At 59.3% G+C, this 19,957-nt stretch carries 22 protein-coding genes; 3 read left to right on the top strand and 19 right to left on the bottom strand.

The window, feature by feature from the left end:
- Positions 1-74 precede the first annotated feature (74 nt).
- From AADW57_RS08770 to AADW57_RS08710, 13 genes are all read right to left on the bottom strand, one after another.
- On the bottom strand, positions 75-1,595 hold the full coding sequence (locus AADW57_RS08770) for a YifB family Mg chelatase-like AAA ATPase (RefSeq protein WP_341666512.1): 1,521 nt from the start codon (positions 1,593-1,595) through the stop codon (positions 75-77).
- 107 nt (positions 1,596-1,702) lie between these two features.
- Positions 1,703-2,410, bottom strand: a complete 708-nt coding sequence (locus AADW57_RS08765) for a pentapeptide repeat-containing protein (RefSeq protein WP_341666511.1) — start codon at positions 2,408-2,410, stop codon at positions 1,703-1,705.
- A 20-nt stretch (positions 2,411-2,430) separates the two neighbouring features.
- Complete coding sequence (gene chrA / locus AADW57_RS08760) at positions 2,431-3,636, bottom strand: chromate efflux transporter (RefSeq protein ID WP_341666510.1); 1,206 nt, start codon at positions 3,634-3,636, stop codon at positions 2,431-2,433.
- Positions 3,629-4,855, bottom strand: a complete 1,227-nt coding sequence (locus AADW57_RS08755) for an MFS transporter (protein ID WP_341666509.1) — start codon at positions 4,853-4,855, stop codon at positions 3,629-3,631. Before AADW57_RS08755 ends, chrA begins: the two co-directional genes overlap by 8 nt.
- 19 nt (positions 4,856-4,874) lie before the next feature.
- Positions 4,875-5,165: an accessory factor UbiK family protein gene (locus tag AADW57_RS08750; RefSeq protein ID WP_341666508.1), complete on the bottom strand. Its 291-nt coding sequence runs from the start codon at positions 5,163-5,165 to the stop codon at positions 4,875-4,877.
- Between the two features lie 106 nt (positions 5,166-5,271).
- Positions 5,272-5,715 carry a hypothetical protein gene (locus AADW57_RS08745; protein WP_341666507.1) on the bottom strand — a complete coding sequence of 148 codons (444 nt, stop codon included), beginning with the start codon at positions 5,713-5,715 and terminating at the stop codon, positions 5,272-5,274.
- Positions 5,716-6,035: 320 nt separating this feature from the next.
- A complete protein-coding gene (gene ptsP / locus AADW57_RS08740; protein ID WP_341669680.1) occupies positions 6,036-7,724 on the bottom strand; it encodes a phosphoenolpyruvate--protein phosphotransferase in 1,689 nt (562 codons plus the stop codon).
- 81 nt (positions 7,725-7,805) lie between these two features.
- Positions 7,806-8,075, bottom strand: coding sequence for an HPr family phosphocarrier protein (locus tag AADW57_RS08735; protein ID WP_341666506.1), 270 nt, complete (start codon positions 8,073-8,075; stop codon positions 7,806-7,808).
- A gap of 36 nt (positions 8,076-8,111) precedes the next feature.
- Positions 8,112-8,513, bottom strand: a complete 402-nt coding sequence (locus tag AADW57_RS08730) for a PTS sugar transporter subunit IIA (protein ID WP_341666505.1) — start codon at positions 8,511-8,513, stop codon at positions 8,112-8,114.
- Positions 8,510-9,472: a glutathione synthase gene (gene gshB, locus AADW57_RS08725; protein ID WP_341666504.1), complete on the bottom strand. Its 963-nt coding sequence runs from the start codon at positions 9,470-9,472 to the stop codon at positions 8,510-8,512. Before gshB ends, AADW57_RS08730 begins: the two co-directional genes overlap by 4 nt.
- A 129-nt stretch (positions 9,473-9,601) precedes the next feature.
- Entirely contained in the window at positions 9,602-10,126 is a 525-nt protein-coding gene (gene infC, locus AADW57_RS08720) for a translation initiation factor IF-3 (RefSeq protein ID WP_341669679.1), read from the bottom strand.
- A 47-nt stretch (positions 10,127-10,173) separates the two neighbouring features.
- A complete protein-coding gene (gene thrS, locus AADW57_RS08715) occupies positions 10,174-12,096 on the bottom strand; it encodes a threonine--tRNA ligase (RefSeq protein WP_341666503.1) in 1,923 nt (640 codons plus the stop codon).
- 228 nt (positions 12,097-12,324) lie between these two features.
- Positions 12,325-12,567: a putative hemolysin gene (locus tag AADW57_RS08710; protein WP_341666502.1), complete on the bottom strand. Its 243-nt coding sequence runs from the start codon at positions 12,565-12,567 to the stop codon at positions 12,325-12,327.
- A gap of 620 nt (positions 12,568-13,187) precedes the next feature.
- Between AADW57_RS08710 and AADW57_RS08705 the strand changes: the two genes are divergently transcribed.
- Positions 13,188-13,460: a hypothetical protein gene (locus AADW57_RS08705; RefSeq protein ID WP_341666501.1), complete on the top strand. Its 273-nt coding sequence runs from the start codon at positions 13,188-13,190 to the stop codon at positions 13,458-13,460.
- A gap of 9 nt (positions 13,461-13,469) precedes the next feature.
- On the opposite strand, the gene AADW57_RS08700 is transcribed toward AADW57_RS08705, so the two are convergent.
- Positions 13,470-13,640, bottom strand: a complete 171-nt coding sequence (locus AADW57_RS08700) for a hypothetical protein (RefSeq protein ID WP_341666500.1) — start codon at positions 13,638-13,640, stop codon at positions 13,470-13,472.
- A gap of 23 nt (positions 13,641-13,663) precedes the next feature.
- Entirely contained in the window at positions 13,664-14,599 is a 936-nt protein-coding gene (locus tag AADW57_RS08695; protein WP_341666499.1) for a carbohydrate kinase family protein, read from the bottom strand.
- Positions 14,600-14,742: 143 nt separating this feature from the next.
- Between AADW57_RS08695 and AADW57_RS08690 the strand changes: the two genes are divergently transcribed.
- The gene (locus AADW57_RS08690) at positions 14,743-15,036 is read left to right on the top strand and encodes a hypothetical protein (protein ID WP_341666498.1); all 294 of its coding nucleotides are present in this window, start codon (positions 14,743-14,745) and stop codon (positions 15,034-15,036) included.
- 275 nt (positions 15,037-15,311) lie between these two features.
- On the opposite strand, the gene AADW57_RS08685 is transcribed toward AADW57_RS08690, so the two are convergent.
- Positions 15,312-16,637 carry a serine hydrolase domain-containing protein gene (locus AADW57_RS08685; protein WP_445819136.1) on the bottom strand — a complete coding sequence of 442 codons (1,326 nt, stop codon included), beginning with the start codon at positions 16,635-16,637 and terminating at the stop codon, positions 15,312-15,314.
- A 173-nt stretch (positions 16,638-16,810) separates the two neighbouring features.
- Here AADW57_RS08685 and AADW57_RS08680 point away from each other — a divergent pair, with 173 nt between their 5' ends.
- Positions 16,811-17,566 (top strand): SDR family NAD(P)-dependent oxidoreductase, encoded by a 756-nt coding sequence (locus tag AADW57_RS08680; protein WP_341666497.1) that lies wholly within the window; start codon positions 16,811-16,813, stop codon positions 17,564-17,566.
- A 9-nt stretch (positions 17,567-17,575) separates the two neighbouring features.
- Here AADW57_RS08680 and AADW57_RS08675 read toward each other — a convergent pair whose 3' ends face one another.
- From AADW57_RS08675 to AADW57_RS08665, 3 genes are read right to left on the bottom strand one after another with little or no spacing between them, the layout of a single operon-like run.
- Complete coding sequence (locus AADW57_RS08675) at positions 17,576-18,331, bottom strand: class I SAM-dependent methyltransferase (protein ID WP_341666496.1); 756 nt, start codon at positions 18,329-18,331, stop codon at positions 17,576-17,578.
- Positions 18,332-18,389: 58 nt separating this feature from the next.
- Entirely contained in the window at positions 18,390-18,833 is a 444-nt protein-coding gene (locus tag AADW57_RS08670) for an NfeD family protein (protein ID WP_341666495.1), read from the bottom strand.
- 23 nt (positions 18,834-18,856) lie between these two features.
- The gene (locus AADW57_RS08665) at positions 18,857-19,780 is read right to left on the bottom strand and encodes an SPFH domain-containing protein (RefSeq protein WP_341666494.1); all 924 of its coding nucleotides are present in this window, start codon (positions 19,778-19,780) and stop codon (positions 18,857-18,859) included.
- Positions 19,781-19,957 lie beyond the last annotated feature (177 nt).

Here is a 19,957-nt window from a genome sequence, read left to right as displayed (position 1 = left end):
CTGCATGACAGCATACAAAAAAAGACCTGAAAAACGGCTTAACAAGCACGCGCCTTGATCCGTTGACTGTTGATTTAGGACAAAACAGGCCGAAACTGTAAGGCCTGGGCAGCATGTTCGCGTGACACGGATGCCTCGCCCGCCAAATCGGCCACGCTACGCGCCACACGCAACAAGCGACTATGCACCCGCTCGGACCAATGCCAGCGCCGACGCGCATCGGCCAGCAATTGCAACGCCTGTGCGCTCAGGCCGGCATGCCTTGCCAAACCGGCAGCAGATAGATGGGCATTGCAGCAGCCCTGACGCGCCGATTGCCGGTCCCGTGCCAGTCGGACACGCTCGCGGACCTGATCGGACGGATCGCCACTCTGCCCGCCGTCCTGCGATGGCTCGGTCATGAGAACGCACAAGTCGATACGATCCAGCAAGGGACCGGACAGGCGCTGACGGTATTGTTCGCGGCGCAGCGGCGAACAGCGACAGGCATGATGTCGATGTCCGGCCCATCCGCAAGGACACGGGTTCATGGCTGCCACGAACTGAAAGCGCGCCGGGTAACTTGCCTGTTGATGGGCCCGCGAGATACGCACGCATCCTTCTTCCAGGGGTTCGCGCAAGGCTTCGAGCACACGCCGGTCAAACTCGGGCAGTTCGTCCAAAAACAGCACGCCGTGGTGAGCCAAAGAGACCTCCCCAGGGCGCGGTCGCATGCCTCCCCCGATCATGGCTGGCGCAGAGACACTATGATGCGGTGCCCTGAACGGCGGTCGGGTGCTGAAACAAGGGTTCGACAAGGCCAGCGATTGCAGCGCCGCCAGTTCCAGACAGGCTTGCTTATCCAAAGGCGGCAACAAGCCTGGCAAGCGCTGCGCCAGCATGGTCTTGCCCACGCCGGGCGAACCACTAAGCAGCAGACTATGCCCTCCGGCGGCCGCCACTTCCAGCGCACGACAAGCCAACGGTTGGCCCACGACATCAGACAGACAAGAAACAGGACCGACATCGGGTTGCTCCCACGGCCCCGGACTGGCGTTGCGCACATCCAGCTCGCCACGCAAATAGGCCACGGCATCAGACAGGCTGGCCAAACCCCTGACCAGCACATCCGGCACATGGGCTGCCAGGGCCGCGCTGTCGGCAGGTAGCATCAGACAATGTTCCGGACGACGGCGGACCATGCCCAGGCCGATGATCAGTGCGTGCTGCACCGGTACGATTGCGCCGGTCAAGGATAATTCGCCCGCCCAGACGTAACGGTCCAGATTGGGCACGGCGCGCTCGCGCCCCTGGGCGTCAGGCCGGCTGATCTGGCCACTGGCCAGCAAAATAGCCAGGGCGATTGGCAGGTCGAAACGGCCCGAATCCTTGGGCAGATCGGCGGGGGCCAGATTGATGGTCAGACGGGCCGCCGGAAAGTCGAACCCACTGGCTTGTAGCGCGGAGCGCACCCGTTCGCGGCTTTCCCGTATGCCGGCATCGGGCAGGCCAACAATATGAAAAGCCGGCAGACCCGGTGCCACATGCGCTTCTACCCGCACATCGATAAAATCCAGCCCCGACAGGGCACAACTGTTCAGCACGGCCAGGGACATAGCCCTTCCTTGTTGTTCACACGCTGTCAGTGTGCCCTGTCTCCCGAATGCCAACCATGCGATTGGCGCTGGAAAGTCCAGCGCGCTTATACGTATGGATCAGACCGTCATAGCACGTGTACGCCCAGTGCAGCGACCAGTTGGGCCGCTTGCTCAGTCGAGATATAGGCACCCTTGAACGAGGTGGCCAGTTCCAGCAAGGTGATCTCGCCCACGTCCACGCTACGCAGGTCCGCCCCTTGAAAAACAGCACCTTTCAGACTGGCCCCGCGCAAGCTGCCGCCCTCAAAGATCGCATCGGAAAAATCGCAGCCGCCCAGGTCGGCATCCGTACAATCCAGGCCCACCAGCCTCTGCTTACGCAATACCAGACCGCGTAACGTGCTGCCCACCAGCAGGCATTGATGCAGCTCGATGCCCAAGGCCTGCACATCGACCAGGCTTGCACCACTAAGCTTGGAGTCCTGAAAACATGCGCCGGCCAGCCGGGCGCGCGCCCAGACAGTGACATGCAGATCGCACCCCTGGAATCGAGCATCCGAAAGATCCGCCAGTCGAAAATCTGCGCGGCCTGCCCGGGATTTTTCCCAGACCGTCTCGCTTAAATTAGCGCGGGTAAGTTTTGCCTGAAGCAGCGAGCAGCCCAGAAAGCGCACGCCATTCATGTCCAGGCCGGACAAGTCCTCGCCATCCATGCAACAGCGTTCCAGGACGGTAAGGGGCTGCGGCTGCGCCAGCAACTCAAGCAAGGCCTGCCGCGACAACCGCGCATCACTGACCCGCATGATGGCCTCTTGTCCGTGCCGATGCCGCATCCTGCTCCATCGTCTTGTCTCTATAAAAAATACCAGCCGAACACGCCTGCGCCCAGCACGGCCAGCCACGGCGGAACACGCCACTGCGTCAAGGCGATAAAGGCAATCAGGGCCAGCGAAAAGTCGGTGGTGCCGCCGATGGCACTGCTCCAGACCGGATCGTAAAAGGCGGCCAGCAACAAACCGACTACCGCTGCATTCACGCCCTTAAGCAAAGCCTGCGCCCAGGATGCCCGGCTCAGGCGTTCCCAGTACGGCCAGACGGCCAACACCAGCAGCAGCGCCGGCAGAAAGATCGCCAGCAAACCCAGCAGACCGCCAGCAACCCCTCCCGGGCCGACCGAGGCTGACGCCCCTAAGAAACCGGCCACAGAGAACAAAGGCCCAGGCATGGCCTGCGCCATGCCGTATCCAGCCAGAAAGGTTTGCTCGTCCACCCAGCCAGGACCGACCAATTCGCTCTGCAACAAAGGCAGCACCACATGGCCGCCGCCAAACACCAGCGAACCGCTGCGATAAAACGCATCGAACAGCGACCACGCCTGAGCACCCTGCCCTGACGCCAGCCACATTGGCATCAGCAACAAGAGCAGAAACACAGCCCCCGCAACCCACCCCCAACGACCCGTGGACTGCCGCTGATCCTGAACCGCAGGCTGTGGGTCGGCCGAAAAAAGCAGTCCACCCGCGGTCGCCCCCATAACGATGACCAGCCACTGCCCCCAGGCTCCCGGCACTGCCAAGGCCAAAAGCGCAGCGCAAACGGCCAAGGTCAGACGGCTGCGATCAGGACAAAGGCTGCGCCCCATACCCCACAATGCTTGGGCCACCACAGCCACCGCCACGATTTTCATGCCATGTATGAGTCCGGTCGGCACCCGCTCGGAGGCTGAATCCAACCCCCAGGCCAGTCCGATCATCAGCACAGCCGAAGGCAAGGTAAAGCCGACCCAGGCCGCCAGTGCCCCGACCAAGCCTGCCCGGCGCAACCCAATGCCCATGCCTACCTGGCTACTGGTAGGGCCAGGCAAAAACTGGCATAAAGCAAGCAGATCGGTGTAGGACTTGTCGTCCAGCCATTGACGCCGCTGCACCAGATCCTGGCGAAAAAAAGCCAAATGGGCCAACGGCCCACCAAAAGAGGTGCAGCCCAGACGCAAAAAAACCCAGAACACCTCCAGCGCGCGCTGCCAGTTCGACACCTTGTAGCCAACGCGCTCAGTCATGACGCATTCCGCCCGCCAATGCCTTGGTCAAACACACCGACATCAGCAACCCGACAATAGCAAACGCACAGGTCGCCACCCAGGCCCACTGCCAGCCGCCCAACTGGTGGACCACCCAGGCCACGACTGGCGGCCCGACAAATTGCCCCAACGATGAACACTGCTGTACCCAGCCCACCGAGGAAGAGGTGGTCTGCGGCGACGGGGCCACCGTCACGGCCAGGAAAAACAGCGTAGCCGGAATCAAGCCGCCGGTAACAGAAAACAGCAAAATCGCCAGGAACTGAACGGCAATATCCTGGGCCAGACCAAACGCAACGATAGCGGCGGCCATCATGCACACAAAACCAATCTGCAATAAACGGGGAGCCGGCAGGCCTCGATGCAAGAGGCGACCCGCCCCCAAATTGCCGATGACATTGCCCCCGGCAATCAGCGCAGTCAACAAGCCCGCCGTCGACATAGAGACATCGACCAGACTGTAGATGGTCGGCATAAAACCCACCACCGCTGCCCATTGGGCCGCATATACGCCAAAACTTAACGCCACCAGCCACACTTGCCCCGATCGCAACGTCGTGCGCACCAGATCAGACAGGGACATCGCCGCCTCTTGCTGAACTGACTGGATGCGAGCACGTACAGGATCGGGGGGAACCAGCCACAGCGTCAGCAAGAACACCACGCCGGTCAGGGCAGACAACAGCAGCCACAGGCTGCGCCAGGAGGCAATATCGAGCCAAGCAGCGCCCGCCCACAGCATCAAAACCGCGCCGGCCGGCATATAACAGCCCCACAAGCCCATGATACGGCTCAGCCCGGCAGGGTCTGTCATGCGCTTGATCAAAGCGGGCACAGGCAGCACCACCATTAAGAAGCCACAACCTTCGATGGCCCGACTGAGCAATATCACACTACCGTGGCTAGTCCACGGTGTCAGCACAGACATCAAGGACAAAATAGCCAGGCCAATCAGAATGCAGCGTCGCAAGCCGATTTTTTCGGACACCATGCCGATCAGCAACCCCAGCAACATGCCGGCCATTTGAACGCTGGATAACAAAAACCCGGCTTGCACCAGGTCCAGACCCAATTCGCGCTGCATGGCCGGCAAAGCCGGCGGCAGCTTCCAGATATGCAGGGCCGCACAGACCCCGGTCAGCACCAAAAACAGCGAACGGTAGCGTGCGGATGTTGAGCGGCCACAGACAAGAACCATAAAAGCGGGGCGCGGCCGATCAAGCCTGCTGACCCGGCTCCTGATCGCTGTTCTGAGCGGGCTGAACGACGGGAGTCTGGCGCCCCTCCAAGGCCTGCAAACGGGTTTCCAGGGCCGCCACACGCGCCAGAGCGCGTTCCAGCATCGTTTTATAGGTATCAAATTCGTCCCGGGTGACCAGATCCATGCGATTGAAGGTCTGGCCCATAAAGGCTTTGACATTACGCTCGATGTCGGCGGCCGGACTTTTAGCAATCAGTTCGGACACATTTTTCTGCAGATCTTCCAGCCAATCGTTGCGATTGATCATGACCTTCTCCTGTAAAACAGACACAATGCAAACAGTATAGAAAAAGCGGGCACCAAAGGCACCCGCTTTTCGTCAAAACCGCCTGAAATCGATACAGGCTAACGCATTATGGTTTGGACTGCTCGGATGGGACGCTCGATGGGGAAGCATCTACGCCATTGCCCAGTTTTTCCTGGATTGCGCTGTCGGCCTTGGCCGCGCCTTCCTTGATGGCAGCGCCGGTACGCGAAGCGGCATCGGACACGGCATCTTTGGCCTGACCGGCCTTTTCGGCTACGGTATCGGCCGCTTGTTTGGCATCTTCCTTCAGGCTGGCGGCATTGGCTTTGGCGGCCTCCTCGGCCTTACGAGCCTCTTCCTTGATCTTGTCGGTCGTGGACGGCTCGGCAGTCGGTGCCGGCGCAACAGAAGTGGACGATTCTGGAGTAGTGACAGGAGCAGGCGCGTTGCTGGCAGGCGCGGCCGTATCGTCTCCTTTGGAGCATGCCGCCAAAAGAGCCATCGAAGCAGCAGCGGTCATCACAGCAAAATGAGCACGAGTCAGTTTCATAAGATTTCCTTCCTACTAATCCAAGGTCGCTTAATAAGATCATGCCAAGGCCTGGTGCGACTTCCGGCTTGGCAGCGGGTTTGTTACAACTCCCCTAAACGCCATTCTAGCCAGACGACCGTGCTCGACTACCCTATTAGTGTAAATCCTGATTTCAATATTCTTCCGCCAAGAACCTGCCAAACGCAGAAAAGCCTTTGCTGGCAAGCATCTGCATCGTAAGCCTTGCTAAGTGGGACGTTACAGATAGAATCATCGGAAAAGTAGATGCCCCGACAAGTTACAATTTAGGGGCTAAAAACAACCGCTATTTCACATGCTTAAGCAGCGAGCGTCGCCAGATCGATACGTTCGGCCCGATTCAAGGCGCTGGCCACCTTGACGCGCAAGGCATTGGAGTGGGACAGACGCACTTCTTTTTTGACATCCAGCAACTGCTGCGGATGCATGGAAAACTCTTTCAGACCCAGACCCAGCAACATGCGGGTCACCGATGCGTCACCGGCCATCTCGCCACACACGGCCACCGGCTTACCGGCCCGATCGGCTGCGTTGATGGTGTGGGCGATCAGGCGCAGTACCGCCGGATGCATGGGATCATACAGATCGGCGACCTCCGCATCGCCCCGATCCACGGCCAACACGTACTGGATCAAGTCGTTGGTACCTATGGACAGAAAATCCAGCTCTTCGACAAAGGGATCGATCGCAATGGCAATGGCAGGCACTTCCACCATCGCCCCCAGTAAAAAATTGCGGGCGAACGGCGTACCCGATTTTTCCAGTTCGCGCGCCGCCGATTCAATGGCCTGGCGGGTCGCATAGACTTCGCTCATGGACGAAATCATGGGAATCAGAATGCGAATCTGGCCATGCACACAGGCACGCAACAAAGCGCGCAACTGGGTGGCGAACATCTCGGGTTTGTCCAGACAATAGCGGATAGCGCGCAGCCCCAGCGCCGGATTCGTGGCCACTGTGGCATCGCCGTCCAAGGTCTTGTCGGCGCCGATATCCAGCGTGCGTATCGTGACCACTTTGCCATTCATGGCTTTGACCACGCGGGCATAAGCTTCGTACTGCTCTTGTTCGGAGGGCAGATCGCTGCGCCCCATAAACAAGAACTCGCTGCGAAACAGGCCTATGCCGTCGGCACCCGCTTTAAGCGCAAGCTCTGCTTCGTCGGGCAGTTCGATATTGGCTTCCAGACGGATGGGAATACCATCCAGGGTCACCGCCGGAGCGTCATGCAAGGCCTGCAGCTCTGCGCGCTCCAGCAAATAGGCCTGCTGCCGTTGGCGATATTCGTCCAACACCGCCTGCGACGGGTTGACCATGACCGCACCGGTAAAACCATCCACGATCAGCCAGTCGCCATCGCGCACCAGGCTGCGAAAGCCTCCCAGGCCCACGACGGCAGGCACGTTCATGCTGCGCGCCACAATGGCGGTATGCGAGGTCGGCCCGCCCAGATCGGTCAGAAAGGCGGCGAATTGCCCGCCACGCAAACGGAGCATATCGGCCGGAGAGATATCGCGGGCCACCACGATCAACGCTTCGTCCTGGGTCGCGCTGAAACCGGGCAGCATGGCCGGCTTGCCCGCCAGGACACGCAAAACGCGTTCGATAACTTGGCGCACATCGGCACCACGCTCACGCAGATAGGCATCCTCCATCTGGGAAAACTGCTCGACCAACAACTGCCCCTGCGTGGTCAAGGCCCATTCGGCGTTGTACTGGCGCTCGGCAATGATGGCGCAGGTCTGCTGCGTCAGCATGGGATCGTCTAGCAGCAGGCTGTGCACGGTCAGAATCGGTGCCAATTCGCGCGGCGCATCGGCCGGCAGATGATCCACCAGAGACTTGAGTTCGTCGCGCGTGCCCGCCATCGCGCTGAGCAAACGCTGACATTCCGAATCCACATCTTCGGCCCCGATCCGGTAGTGCGGCACTTCCAGCGCCGCCGCGCTCATCACGGCGGCCTTGGCAATGGCATAACCTTTGACCACCGCCTGGCCCTGGGCCGTGAACATGGCGGTGAAATCAGGCGCGGAAGGACGGGAGGCAGAATTCATATCAGACAACTTTATTTATTCGTTTTCACCAAACTTGGCATCGAACAGGGCCTGGATGTCATTCAGGGCCTGCTCGGCATCGGGCCCCTGGGCATCGACCACGACGGTCACACCCAGACCGGCCGCCAACATCATGACGCCCATGATGCTTTTGGCGTTGACGCGCTGCGAACCGCGGGCGATGAACACTTCACTGGCATACCGGCCGGCAAGCTGAGTCAGCTTGGCGGCCGCCCGGGCATGCAAGCCCAGCTTGTTGCTGATGACGATCGATACAGTAGGCATAAGGTCAATCTGAAAAAGAAACAATAAAAGTACGCGTCAGCAATGGCAATCGGCGTCCACAATGCCGCGCATGGCCCCTTCCATGACATCCTGAGCCAGGCGTTCCGGATTGTCGCGCCGCTCGGTCAAGGCTTTGAGCACCATGCACATATTGGTTCCGGTCAGCAGGTGTACGGCCTGCCCTTGCTCTTGCAGATGCTGCTGCACCCGCCGGGCCACGTTGAACGGCGTGGCGCCGTACAGATCGCACAGAATCAGCGTGGCCGGTTCGACACGGGTCTGCAATTGCGCCAGCAAGCGCTCTACCGCCGTATCGGTGCATTCATCAGCCTGGATGTCAAAGACAAACAGGTCGGGCCGCTCTCCAAGCACATGCTCCGCACAACTGGCAAAGGCGCTGGCCAGCGGCTCGTGCATGATCAAGGCCAGGCGGATCACGACCGCCCCGTCGCGTTCTCGACGGCCTTCACGAAAAATTCGGCTACATCAAACCCGGTCTGCTCGGTGATCTCGACAAAACAGGTAGGGCTGGTGACATTGATTTCGGTGACGTAATCGCCGATCACATCCAAGCCGATCAGCATCAGACCGCGCGCAGCCAGCTTGGGGCCTATCGTGCGGGCGATATGCCAGTCGTGGTCCGACAAGGCCTGCGCCACGCCACGCCCGCCGGCAGCTAGATTGCCCCGGGTTTCGCCGGCCAGCGGAATACGGGCCAACGCATAAGGCACCGGTTCGCCGCCGATGATCAGGATACGCTTGTCGCCATGCACAATTTCGGGAATATAACGCTGTGCCATGATGGTCTGGCTGCCATTGGCGGTCAGGGTTTCCAGAATGGCGCCCAGGTTGGCTTCCGGGTCGCGCAGACGAAAAATGCCCATGCCGCCCATGCCGTCCAAGGGCTTGACGATGACATCTTTGTGCTCGTGATAAAAAGCACGCAAGCGTTGCATATCCCGAGTAACCAGCGTGGTGGGCGTAAATTCGGGAAATTCGGTTATAGCCAGCTTTTCCGGGTGATTGCGGATGGCCGAGCCGGCATTAAAGACACGCGCGCCTTGTTCCTGCGCAAAGCCCAGCAGATGCGTGGAATAGGCGTATTCCATATCGAAGGGCGGGTCCTTGCGCATGATGACCGCATCGAACACATTCAGTTCGTCGTCCTGCGTCGGGCCGGGATGCGTCCACCAATCCTTGCCGCGCAAGTCAGCATCGGCTGCGATCGCCACAGGCTGATACGCAGTGCGCACCCGGCTGTCGGCAATGTACAGCTCGGACTGCAAGGCCACACTGACCTGATGGCCGCGCGCCATGAAGGCACGCATCATGGCAACGGAAGAATCCTTGTACGCCGACAGGCCGGGCAAAGGATCAATGATGAACAGAACGTGCATGCTCACACCTAGAGAAAAACGCCTTTGCAGACAGGCTGCAAAGGCGGTTGCGCCTCGCCTGCCAAAGATGGGCAGACGAGGCGGACAGCGTCAGCCGGCCAAACGGTCGGCGCACTGAAAGACGGACGATCAGGAGGCCTTCTTGCGAGGAGCCAGCACCATGACCATCTGACGGCCTTCCAGCTTGGGCATGGCTTCGACCTGACACAACTCGCTGACATCGTCGCGAACACGTTCCAGAACCCGCATACCCAATTCCTGGTGCGCCATTTCGCGTCCACGGAAGCGCAGCGTTACCTTGACCTTGTCGCCATCGTCAATAAAGCGTTTGACGTTGCGCAGCTTGACTTGGTAATCGCCCTCGTCGGTACCGGGACGGAACTTGACTTCCTTGATCTGGATGACCTTTTGCTTGGCCTTGGCTTCTTGCTGGCGCTTCTGTTCCTGGTAGCGGAACTTGCCATAGTCCATCAGACGGCAGACGGGCGGCTGCGCGGCGGGCGCAATTTCCACCAGGTCGACGTCGTTCTGTTCGGCCATGATCAATGCATCGGGAACCTTGACGATACCCAACTGCTCACCCTCGATTCCAATGAGTCGCACCTCTGGGATACGGATTTCGCCGTTGATGCGATGTTTTTTCTCGGTTGCGATGTCGAAAACTCCTAAAAATGTCGATAAAAACGATAGCGTCCGGCCTTTTATTGGCGGCTATCGATCTCGTGCTTCAATCGTGCAGAAAAGTCGGACAAAGGCATGACGCCCAGATCCACGCCGCCGCGCGCGCGCGCAGCGACCGTGCCATTTTCGCGTTCTTTTTCACCTACGACCAGGATATAGGGCACTTTCTGCATACTATGCTCCCGGATTTTACGAGTGATTTTTTCGCCGCGCAAATCGGACGATACGCGCAGCCCTTGTTTCTTGAGCTCCTGGGTCACCGCCAGCGCATAATCGGCCGAGCCTTCGGAGATGCAGCACACCACGGCATGCTCGGGTGCCAGCCAAGCGGGCAAGGCACCGGCATGGTTTTCGATGAGCATGCCGATAAAGCGCTCGAAGGACCCCAGAATGGCGCGATGCAGCATGACAGGCACACGGCGCTGGTCCTGGGCATCGACGAACTCGGCCCCCAGACGGGCAGGCATGGAAAAATCCACCTGGATAGTGCCGCACTGCCAGTGACGACCGATGGCGTCTTTCAGGGTGTACTCGATCTTGGGACCATAGAAAGCGCCCTCGCCTTCGGAAATCTCGAATTCACAGCCGGTGCGGCGCAGGCTCTCGATCAGGGCCTGTTCGGCCTTGTCCCAGACGGCATCGTCGCCGATGCGTTTTTCAGGGCGCGTGGCGACCTTGTACAGAATCTCGCCAAAACCGAAGTCGGCGTAGACTTTTTGCAGCAAGGCCGTGAAGGCAGCGCACTCGTCCTGCAACTGATCTTCGGTACAGAAAATATGGCCGTCATCCTGCGTAAAGCCGCGCACGCGCATCATGCCATGCAAAGAACCGGAGGGTTCGTTGCGATGGCACTGGCCGAACTCGCCATAGCGGATGGGCAATTCGCGGTACGAATGCAGGCCGGAATTGAAGATCTGCACGTGACCAGGACAGTTCATGGGTTTCAGGCCATAGACACGGTTTTCGGACTCGGTCGTGAACATATTGTCCGCGTAGTTGTCCCAGTGACCGGTTTTTTTCCACAGCGACAAGTCCAGAATCTGGGGGGCCTTGACTTCCTGATAGCCGTTGTCTTGATAGATCTTGCGCATGTACTGCTCGACCTGCTGCCAGACTACCCATCCTTTGGGATGCCAGAAGATCAGGCCGGGCGCTTCTTCCTGAAAATGGAACAGGTCCAGCTCGCGGCCCAGCTTGCGGTGGTCGCGACGCTCGGCCTCTTCGAGCATGGTCAGATAGGCTTGCTGTTCTTCCTTGGTGGCCCAGGCCGTTCCGTAAATGCGTTGCAGCATCTCGTTGTTGCTGTCGCCGCGCCAATACGCGCCAGCCACCTTCATCAGCTTGAACACCTTGAGCTTACCCGTGGACGGGACGTGCGGACCACGGCACAAGTCGATGAAATCGCCTTCGCGATACAGGCTGATGGGCTCGTTCGACGGGATGGAAGCGATGATCTCGGCCTTATAGGCCTCGCCTATGCTCTTGAAAAACTCGACGGCATCGTCGCGCAACCATTCTTCGCGGGTCACGATTTCGTCTTTTTTAGCCAGTTCGGCCATTTTCTTTTCGATGGCTTCCAGGTCTTCCGGCGTGAAGGCGCGCTTATAAGAGAAGTCGTAATAAAAGCCGTTATCGATGACCGGACCTATGGTGACCTGGGCATCGGGGAACAAGCTTTTAACGGCATAGGCCAGCAGGTGGGCGGTGGAATGGCGAATCAAATCCAGGCCGTCGGCATCCTTGGCGGTAATAATGGCCAGATCACTGTCCTGCTCGATCACGTAGGAGGTGTCCACCAGCCGCGACTCGGTCCCTTGCCCGCCGACCCGGCCAGCCAGGGCGGCACGCCCCAAGCCAGTACCGATGGAATGCGCCACATCGCTGACGGAAACCGGACCCGGGAACTCTCGCTGGGAGCCATCGGGCAGTGTGATTCGGACCATAACACTTCCTGAAATAAAAAACGCGGCTTTGAAGCCGCGCTTTTGAATTGAACGTTCTTGGAAAGAAAACGAAACGCTACGCGGCCACGGCTAGTTTTGCCGACGGGTAGTTCGCGTGGTTTTCATAAGATTCTGCTTCCCAAACAACACTTTTGATTGCTTAAGTTTATCACCTTCGTCTGGCCAGGCGATAAAAATGTGACTACAAACACCACAAACCGCCCGTAATCAGTCCTGACGCGGAAACCAGGTACGGTAAAACGCCCATTCCTCGGTCTCAGAGCCGTCCTGCATCAAGCAGGTGCCATAAGCCCCACGCGGCCCCTGATGCAACACACTTTGCCCACCCATGCGCTGACAAAACGCCGATGCGGGATTGACCTGAGACAAGGTCTTGGAACGTTGATCCGAAGAGGCGCAAGCCGCTAACAACATAGAGCCGGCACACACCGACAACAAGCGGTAAAACATGATTTCCTTTCCCGGTCACTCCAAGCACCGAACACGGCCTATCCCCAGACGGGGCTGAGCACGTACGAAATCCGTATTCAGCAAACGGTCGATCCGGGCAAAGCCAAGGGCTGGAGCCCAATCGTGAAAAACAGCTTACTACACTTGTTTGAACTATGAAGTCTCCGTATACAAAATAGCAAAAAAAGCAACACTTCTGCCTGCCTGCGTCCTGCAACACCACCAAGCGCGCGGGATTCAGGAAGGCTGAGACCAGGTCCAGGCCAGAACGCCGCCCAAGATACCGCCGCCGGCCAACATCAAGGCCAAGGGAGCATAGTCGATCAAAAGGGGCGCATGAATCATGAGTACATCCAGGAAAAACAATTAAAACGATATCCCGGACATGGTAGAGCCCTGAGCGTCGAATACGAAGTCAACGATTGTCAAGAATAGTCACACTCAGGGGTGCAAGGGCAAACACACTTCCTGTGGCGGCAACACTCCTGCCCGACTACGCCATCTGGCCTAGGTGCTTGCCATCCAAGCAGCAGATGTGGGGCAAGCGCGAATCACGTTAAATAAAGTCGTAACAAGACACTGCGCCCTGCCCGTTCCGACCTTTCTTGACGAGATCCACCATGCCCAACGAGCTTTACCGTTTCTACATAGGCGGCAGTTTGGCTGGCGTGCCCATTTACGCCTCGTGGACGTCCCATTCGCCTTTACCCGCCAACCTTCATGGCCTGCAGGAAGAACAAGAATATGCGCTGACGCGCGTGGAACTGAGCACGCCGCAAGGCGGGCACTGGCACTGGCAGGCCTACTGCAGCCATGGGGTCAGCCAGGAGCAGGCGCGTTTTGAAATACAGCAATACATTTTGCGCCGCATGCGCGATCAGAATCACGCCTGAACACGCTATCTAGCCCTTGAGCAGAACGATGGCGGCATAGAACAGCGGCACCGCCAACGGCGTAATCATCAGCAACGCCGTATCGCGCCGCCAGCTTGCCGGTCGCGTGTGATACAAAACCAGCCCCAACATGCCTGCAATCAGTACATACAACCCCACGATAATCGCAATGTGCGCCATGACGGCCTCGCAGTAAAAGACGATTAGGGCCAGACGCCAGAATCCACATCCTGCCACATCGGCGCCCAAGCATTGCCGGCCCATTGCCCAAGGATCTGCGCCGACGCCTGCGTCGCCTGCCGCAAGGCAAGCACAGGGTCGCGACGACGGAACCAGGACTGGGCGAAACGGGCATTGAAGGCATCGCCCGCGCCTACCGTGGAGCGTACCGCCACCCGTCGGGCAGGCTCGAAGTAAGGCTGACCGTCTATGACCAGCACCGCGCCTTGCGCCCCCAATGTAATCAATACAGCCTGCCCGGCCCGGCGCTGCAAATGCTGAGCCAGTTCCGTAGCCTGGGCAACGGGAAGGTCGGCCAGAATCTGGCCGGCGGGCACCGCCGCCAACATCTGCGCTTCCACGCCATTTAAGCTGAGCACATCGGCCCGATCCCAAACGCACCGAAACGCTTCGTCAGGCTGGCGCACGCATGCCACGCTGGGATTGACGGCCCAACAGGCGGCACGACTTGCGCCGTGCGCCAAGGCTTGGGCAAGACTGTCCATCGGGGCCGCGCCAAGAGGTGCCACATACAGCAGATCGACATCCAGATCCTGAGGGTGGATCTGTGTGTATGCATTGGCACCGCGTCGGGCCAACACTGAGGCATCACCCTGCGGGCCAACCAGCACAACCGCCTTGCCAGTCTGCTGCCCGGCCAATTTGCGCACAGCATGGGTATCCACTCCCATTGCGTCCAGGTAAGCGCACAGCCCAAGGCCAAGCGCATCTTGCCCAACCGTGCCCAGCAAGCGCACCTGTTCGCCCTGGTCCAGCAACATGGCGGTCGCGTTAATGGCACCACCCCCCGGATACAGATCGATAGCGAGCACTTCTTGTTTGTCGCCGCGCACCAGATCCACGGGCATGCCCGAAGCCACAATGTCCACTGTGATACTGCCCACGACGGCTACTTGCACTGCACACCTCCCGCGCCCGGCGATGGGGCTGCTTTGTTGTGTGCAGTATACGCAGCCCGCCAGATTCCTATGAAAAAATACTCGTCAAGCACACAGGCACATGCTAAATTACTGTTTATTCATACAGCATAAAGGATTTTCGTATGTCCTACAGCATTACCTTGCACGATGCGCCGTCCGACATTACCGAGCGCGCCCGGCACGAAGCGGAAAACCGCTTTCGCCGCACTCTGGAAAAAGTCCTGCAAGGCCCCGAAGCCGTTGTTCTGGCGTATCGCGCCTGGCAACTAGCTGAAGAGACCGCCGAAACAGAACTGTCGGCCGACGACATCGCCCTGGCCAAACAATGGATTGCAGCCGCCAGTCGGGCCATGACCGAAGGTTTTCGGGAACTGGGCGAATCCGAAGCCTATTTCGAAGTGCGCATTGAACGCTGACATTGCTGTCTTGCCCGCCAGGCGGCCGGACAAAGCCGCCTAGCACCTGCCTTTCTTGGCCTGTCCGGGAGGACAGAAGGTACCATTGCCGTGCGAACGGTCCGGGTCCACCACGACGGAACCATGCGGCGTATGCACCGCACAGGCACTCAAGGCCAACAAGGCAAAAACTGCTATCGATTTTTTGATCATAATGCCATTCTCCTGTTCAGGCGCTGATTCTGCCAGATCAGAAACGCATGCAAGTAACAAGGCGTACACGGCGTTCGCAACCATTACGGCGTCTGCTGTTTTAAATACTGCGCCAAGGCGTCAAATGCCGGCAAGGTAATCGGGTCATTGGCGGCATTGGCCGCAACCGGATGCGAGGCATACCGCACAATCACCATTTCTGCCTGCGGGTCTATATAAATACGCTGCCCATGCACGCCGCGCGCACTAAATGCGCCGCGGGCCTGATCGGACACCCACCACATGTCCCGGTAGCTCCAGCCTTTCAATAATGGATAGTCGGCCTTGGCAAACAACGTCCGATCGCCGCCAGCCTGAATCTGCCTGACGACTTGCGCGGGCACGATCTGCTGGCCATTGAAACGCCCTTGCCTGCGCATCATTTCCCCAAACCGGGCCAGATCGCGCAGACCGGTATTCAAGCCGCCCCCGGCAAAAGGAGTGCCGATGGAATCCACCGTCATGTAGGCATCCTGCTCGGCCCCCAGGCGCGACCAGATCTGCTCGGACAATAACTGCGCCACGTTGCGGCCGGTCGCCCGCGCCATGATCCAACCTAATACATCGGTATTCACGGTTTTGTAAGCAAAGGCCTCGCCATGCCGCCCTTGCGGCTTAACCGTCTGAAGAAATTCGAAATACGAGCGCGGACCTTGGGTATCGGCAGGCGGCGTAGGGCTGCCCGCCCGCGCATGGGCCCACACCTGGGCATTCGGATCGGCATAATCTTCGCTAAAGAGCAGGCCCGTGGTCATGTCCATAACATGTCTGACCGTTGCCGAACCAAAGGCGGACGAGGCCAGTTCGGGTACATAATCGGTCACTTTGCGGTCTGGGTCCAATTGCCCTTGCGCGGCCAACGACGCCGCCAGCGTCCCCATGACAGACTTGGTGACCGACATAGCGGCATGCTGTCCGTATTCGGTCAGCGAACCGAAATATCGCTCGTAGACAATGCGGCCCCGGTGCAAAACGACAATCCCATCGGTATAGGTGGCCGCCAGCGACTGCTCCCAACTCATGGGTTCGGTCGCCCCTAAGGGCGTAAAAGTCAGAGCATCGATGGCAGACAGCTCGGCGCGTGGCAGTGGTATGACGCCCCCCGTTCCCCGCGACACATTCACAGTCGGCATCAATTCCCGAAAGTGTGACACGCTCCAGCGCCAGGCGGGAAACTGCGAAAAACTGCCATCGGCAAACCGGACTGTCCGATCGGCGGGCGGCGGAAAGCCCTGCATCCAACCCATGCGCACCGGGTCGCTGGCAGCGGCATCAGGAAAACCGGACGCAGCCCAAACGCTTTGCAAACCGCACAGACTGCATGCGGCGACTAGGATTGCTTTCAAAGGCGTCGTTAAAACGAGCGTCATACTGCTGGCCTCCTAATTGATGAGTGAGCGCGATCCGCGCGACGCATTTTTGCTTGATGCCATCTTGCCTTGCTGCACACCCATCCAGTCCAAGCGGCGGACAGAGCGGCTTGCGCTGCACGACCCGATGCGTTAATTCTGCCACATCACGGGTACATTACTGGGAGCTGATTTTGAATCTACTGGAACCGGGCCAATCGGTCATTATCGTTACTGGCGGCAGCCGCGGCATAGGCGCAGACATCGTCACCACCTTGCACGGTCAAGGACATCCGATTCTGTTCACTCACTCAAGCCCGGACAGCGACGGCCCCGCCTTGGCCGATAGCCTGAGCACGCACGGTCCGGCATGCGTATCCCTGCGCATCGATGTGCGCCAGAATGATGCGCCCGCCCGTATTTTCGATGCTGCCCAATCCCTGGGCACTGTCACCGGCCTGGTCAACAATGCCGGCATCACCGGCCCGCTGGGTGTGCTGCGCGATCTGTCCGACACTGATCTGCAACACATTCTGGAGATTAATTTACAGGCTCCGATACGGCTATGCCGGGAAGCCGCCCGCCGCTGGCAAGGCCGCAGCCATCGATCCACAATCGTGAATATTTCCTCGATTGCCGCCCGCCTGGGTGCGCCACACGAATACGTGGCCTATGCCGCCAGCAAAGGCGGATTGGAATCATTCAGCACCGGATTGGCCAAGGAACTGGCAACGGACAATATCCATGTCAACGTCGTGGCACCGGGCACCATACTGACCTCGATTCATGCCCGGGCCGGAGAGCCAGGACGGCCCGAACGAGTATCGGCCCGGATACCACTACGGCGCCCCGGCCAGACACAGGAGGTGGCGCAGGCCGTTGCCTGGCTGTTATCGGAGCAGGCTTCGTACGTGACCGGGTCCGTTCTGACCGTATCAGGTGGCCTCTAGCGCCGCGCCTTAAGGCTTGCGCGCTTCAAAAGAAATACTGTCATCATCACTGTGCGGTGCTTTCCCATACTGATACGCGCCCGATACCACGACATCCACAAAACCGGCCTGCTCCAGCGCCATGCGCAGCTCTTGTATGCCCCACCAACGCAGCGAGAACTGCTCAAGCTGAGTTTCCAGCAACACCCCCTGCTCCCACAGCTCGTAACGATGCATTTCCCGATAGACCTGGGCACCAAAATCCGTGGACAGTGCAGTGGCATTCAACGTAATCAAACCATCGGACGGTGCCGACCACGTGCGCAGCCCCGGTCTGGAATTGACAATACTGTGGACCGGGTCCACATCCAGCAGCAAACGCCCACCGCTGCACAAACTGGCATGAAAACGGTGCAGCGCCACCATGCCCTGCTCGAATGAGTCCAGCAACTGAAACGAGCCGGCCGGAACGACGATGGCCTGCACCGGATGATCCAGGACATAGTCGGTAAATCCGGCCTGCTGGACGCTGGCCGTCAAGGCACGATGCTCCAGTTCGCGCTGGCAGTAATCCAGCATTTCCACCGACAGATCAAAACCCCGCACATCCAGACCCGCTTGCAGCAAGGGAATCAAGAACCGCCCCGTGCCTACGGCCGGCTCCAGAATGGGGCCATCCGTCCCCTGGAGACGCTCCAGGTAATATTCGACGTCGCCAAACGAACGTCCCACCGGCTTGTCCAGGTGATACACCAGGGACGCCAGTTTGCCATAACGATTGTTCATTGTTTTTTGCATCTACTGTTTGGGCGACAGGCTTGCTGCCGCCCGGATTGGAACAGGCTCAACCCTGGCGCTCGACAAACAGATCCGTCCCCTGAACGGAACGGACCACGACGCTCTGGCCAACCTGAAGATCCTGGGCAGCGCTGGCGCTATAGTAGCTGTCATTCAGGCGGATACGCCCGCGTCCGCCCACAAAGATCTCGCTGACCACGGCATGCGCGCCGATATGAGCCGCCAGCCCCGTATTGAGGACATCGGGCCCGCGCACGCGGCTGCGTACCTGCCAGCGCACCCCTACCACCACCCATCCCAACATAGCGCCTGCCAGCACCAGCCATTGCAGTCCGGCCGGGGCCGTGGGCCAGGCCGCCACAAACAGCCCGACCGTCAGCGCCCCTAGCCCCAGCCAGAGCAGGTACACGCCGGACACGACAATTTCAGCGGCCATCAGCAGCACGCCCGCCACGAGCCAATGCCAGAAAGAATCAAAGACAAATCCCAAGGCCGTGCCCTCCCGTACCGGATTTAGCCCTGACCCAGGCTGGACTTGCCGCCTGTGGCCTTGAGCAGTTCGGTCACCCCGGCCACGGCCCCCGTGATGCCGCTGGCCTCCAGCGGCATCAACACCAGCTTGCTATTGGGGCCGCTGCCGACTTCTTTCAGGGCTTCTACATACTTCAGGCCCACGAAATACTGCAGGGCCTGCACATCACCCTCGCCGATGGCGGCGGACACTTCGCGGGTAGCGCGGGCTTCGGCCTGAGCCTCCCGTTCGCGCGCTTCCGCACGCAAAATGGCCGATTGTTTTTCCCCTTCGGCGCGCAACACGGCGGCCTGCTTTTCGCCTTCGGCCTGCAAGACCTCGGCTTCCTTCTGGCCGCTGGCTTTAGTCACCGCCGCGCGACGATGCCGTTCGGCCGTCATCTGCAGATTCATGGCTTCCTGCAACTCGGGTGCCATGTTCAGGTCGCGGATCTCGATACGGGTGACTTTCACGCCCCACGGCGTGGTCGCGGCATCCACGGCGGCCAGCAGGCGGTCGTTGATCGTTTCGCGATTAGACAGCATATTATCCAGTTCCATCGAACCGAGGACCGAACGCAGATTGGTGGTAGTCAGGTTGACAATGGCCAGCTCCAGATTGTCGATTTCGTACGCCGCCTGAGCCGCGCTGTCGATGCGGTAGAACACCACGCCATCGGCGGTCACGGCCACGTTGTCGCGGGAAATGACATTCTGAGACGGCACATCCAGCACGGATTCCATCATTTTGAGCTTCTTGCCCACGCGATCAATAAACGGCACCAACAGCGACAGGCCAGGTGTCAGGGTGCGGGTATAACGACCAAAACGCTCCACTGTCCACTGCTGCCCCTGCGGCACCACTTTCAATCCAGACTTCACGATCAGCAAAGCCAGCAAGGCCACCACAATCGTAAAAACACTCATGCCTCTATCCTTGAATACACCGATAAAGCGCTGATTCTAGCCCACCCCATATGAAAAATAAGCGACAACGGCATCTTTTCCTGATTAGTTCGGAAAGACGCATCTACCCCATTTGGGGGGGATGAAAACGTGGACAGCGCCATTGCACTGCCTAGAATGGCATAGTTCGTCCCCAAA

Source organism: Alcaligenes sp. SDU_A2 (assembly GCF_038237375.1).
Taxonomy (GTDB): Bacteria; Pseudomonadota; Gammaproteobacteria; order Burkholderiales; family Burkholderiaceae_B; genus Alcaligenes.
Note: the sequence above shows the minus strand (reverse complement) of the source record. Positions and strands in the feature narration are given on the sequence as shown.

Excerpts from the sequence above, each read along its gene's own strand:
- AADW57_RS08770 (WP_341666512.1), bottom strand. The coding sequence starts at position 1,595 with ATGTCCCTGGCCGTGCTGAACAGTTGTGCCCTGTCGGGGCTGGATTTT.
- AADW57_RS08765 (WP_341666511.1), bottom strand. The coding sequence starts at position 2,410 with ATGCGGCATCGGCACGGACAAGAGGCCATCATGCGGGTCAGTGATGCG.
- chrA (WP_341666510.1), bottom strand. The coding sequence starts at position 3,636 with ATGACTGAGCGCGTTGGCTACAAGGTGTCGAACTGGCAGCGCGCGCTG.
- AADW57_RS08755 (WP_341666509.1), bottom strand. The coding sequence starts at position 4,855 with ATGGTTCTTGTCTGTGGCCGCTCAACATCCGCACGCTACCGTTCGCTG.
- AADW57_RS08750 (WP_341666508.1), bottom strand. The coding sequence starts at position 5,165 with ATGATCAATCGCAACGATTGGCTGGAAGATCTGCAGAAAAATGTGTCC.
- AADW57_RS08745 (WP_341666507.1), bottom strand. The coding sequence starts at position 5,715 with ATGAAACTGACTCGTGCTCATTTTGCTGTGATGACCGCTGCTGCTTCG.
- AADW57_RS08735 (WP_341666506.1), bottom strand. The coding sequence starts at position 8,075 with ATGCCTACTGTATCGATCGTCATCAGCAACAAGCTGGGCTTGCATGCC.
- gshB (WP_341666504.1), bottom strand. The coding sequence starts at position 9,472 with ATGCACGTTCTGTTCATCATTGATCCTTTGCCCGGCCTGTCGGCGTAC.
- thrS (WP_341666503.1), bottom strand. The coding sequence starts at position 12,096 with ATGGTCCGAATCACACTGCCCGATGGCTCCCAGCGAGAGTTCCCGGGT.
- AADW57_RS08710 (WP_341666502.1), bottom strand. The coding sequence starts at position 12,567 with ATGTTTTACCGCTTGTTGTCGGTGTGTGCCGGCTCTATGTTGTTAGCG.
- AADW57_RS08705 (WP_341666501.1), top strand. The coding sequence starts at position 13,188 with ATGCCCAACGAGCTTTACCGTTTCTACATAGGCGGCAGTTTGGCTGGC.
- AADW57_RS08700 (WP_341666500.1), bottom strand. The coding sequence starts at position 13,640 with ATGGCGCACATTGCGATTATCGTGGGGTTGTATGTACTGATTGCAGGC.
- AADW57_RS08690 (WP_341666498.1), top strand. The coding sequence starts at position 14,743 with ATGTCCTACAGCATTACCTTGCACGATGCGCCGTCCGACATTACCGAG.
- AADW57_RS08685 (WP_445819136.1), bottom strand. The coding sequence starts at position 16,637 with ATGACGCTCGTTTTAACGACGCCTTTGAAAGCAATCCTAGTCGCCGCA.
- AADW57_RS08675 (WP_341666496.1), bottom strand. The coding sequence starts at position 18,331 with ATGAACAATCGTTATGGCAAACTGGCGTCCCTGGTGTATCACCTGGAC.
- AADW57_RS08665 (WP_341666494.1), bottom strand. The coding sequence starts at position 19,780 with ATGAGTGTTTTTACGATTGTGGTGGCCTTGCTGGCTTTGCTGATCGTG.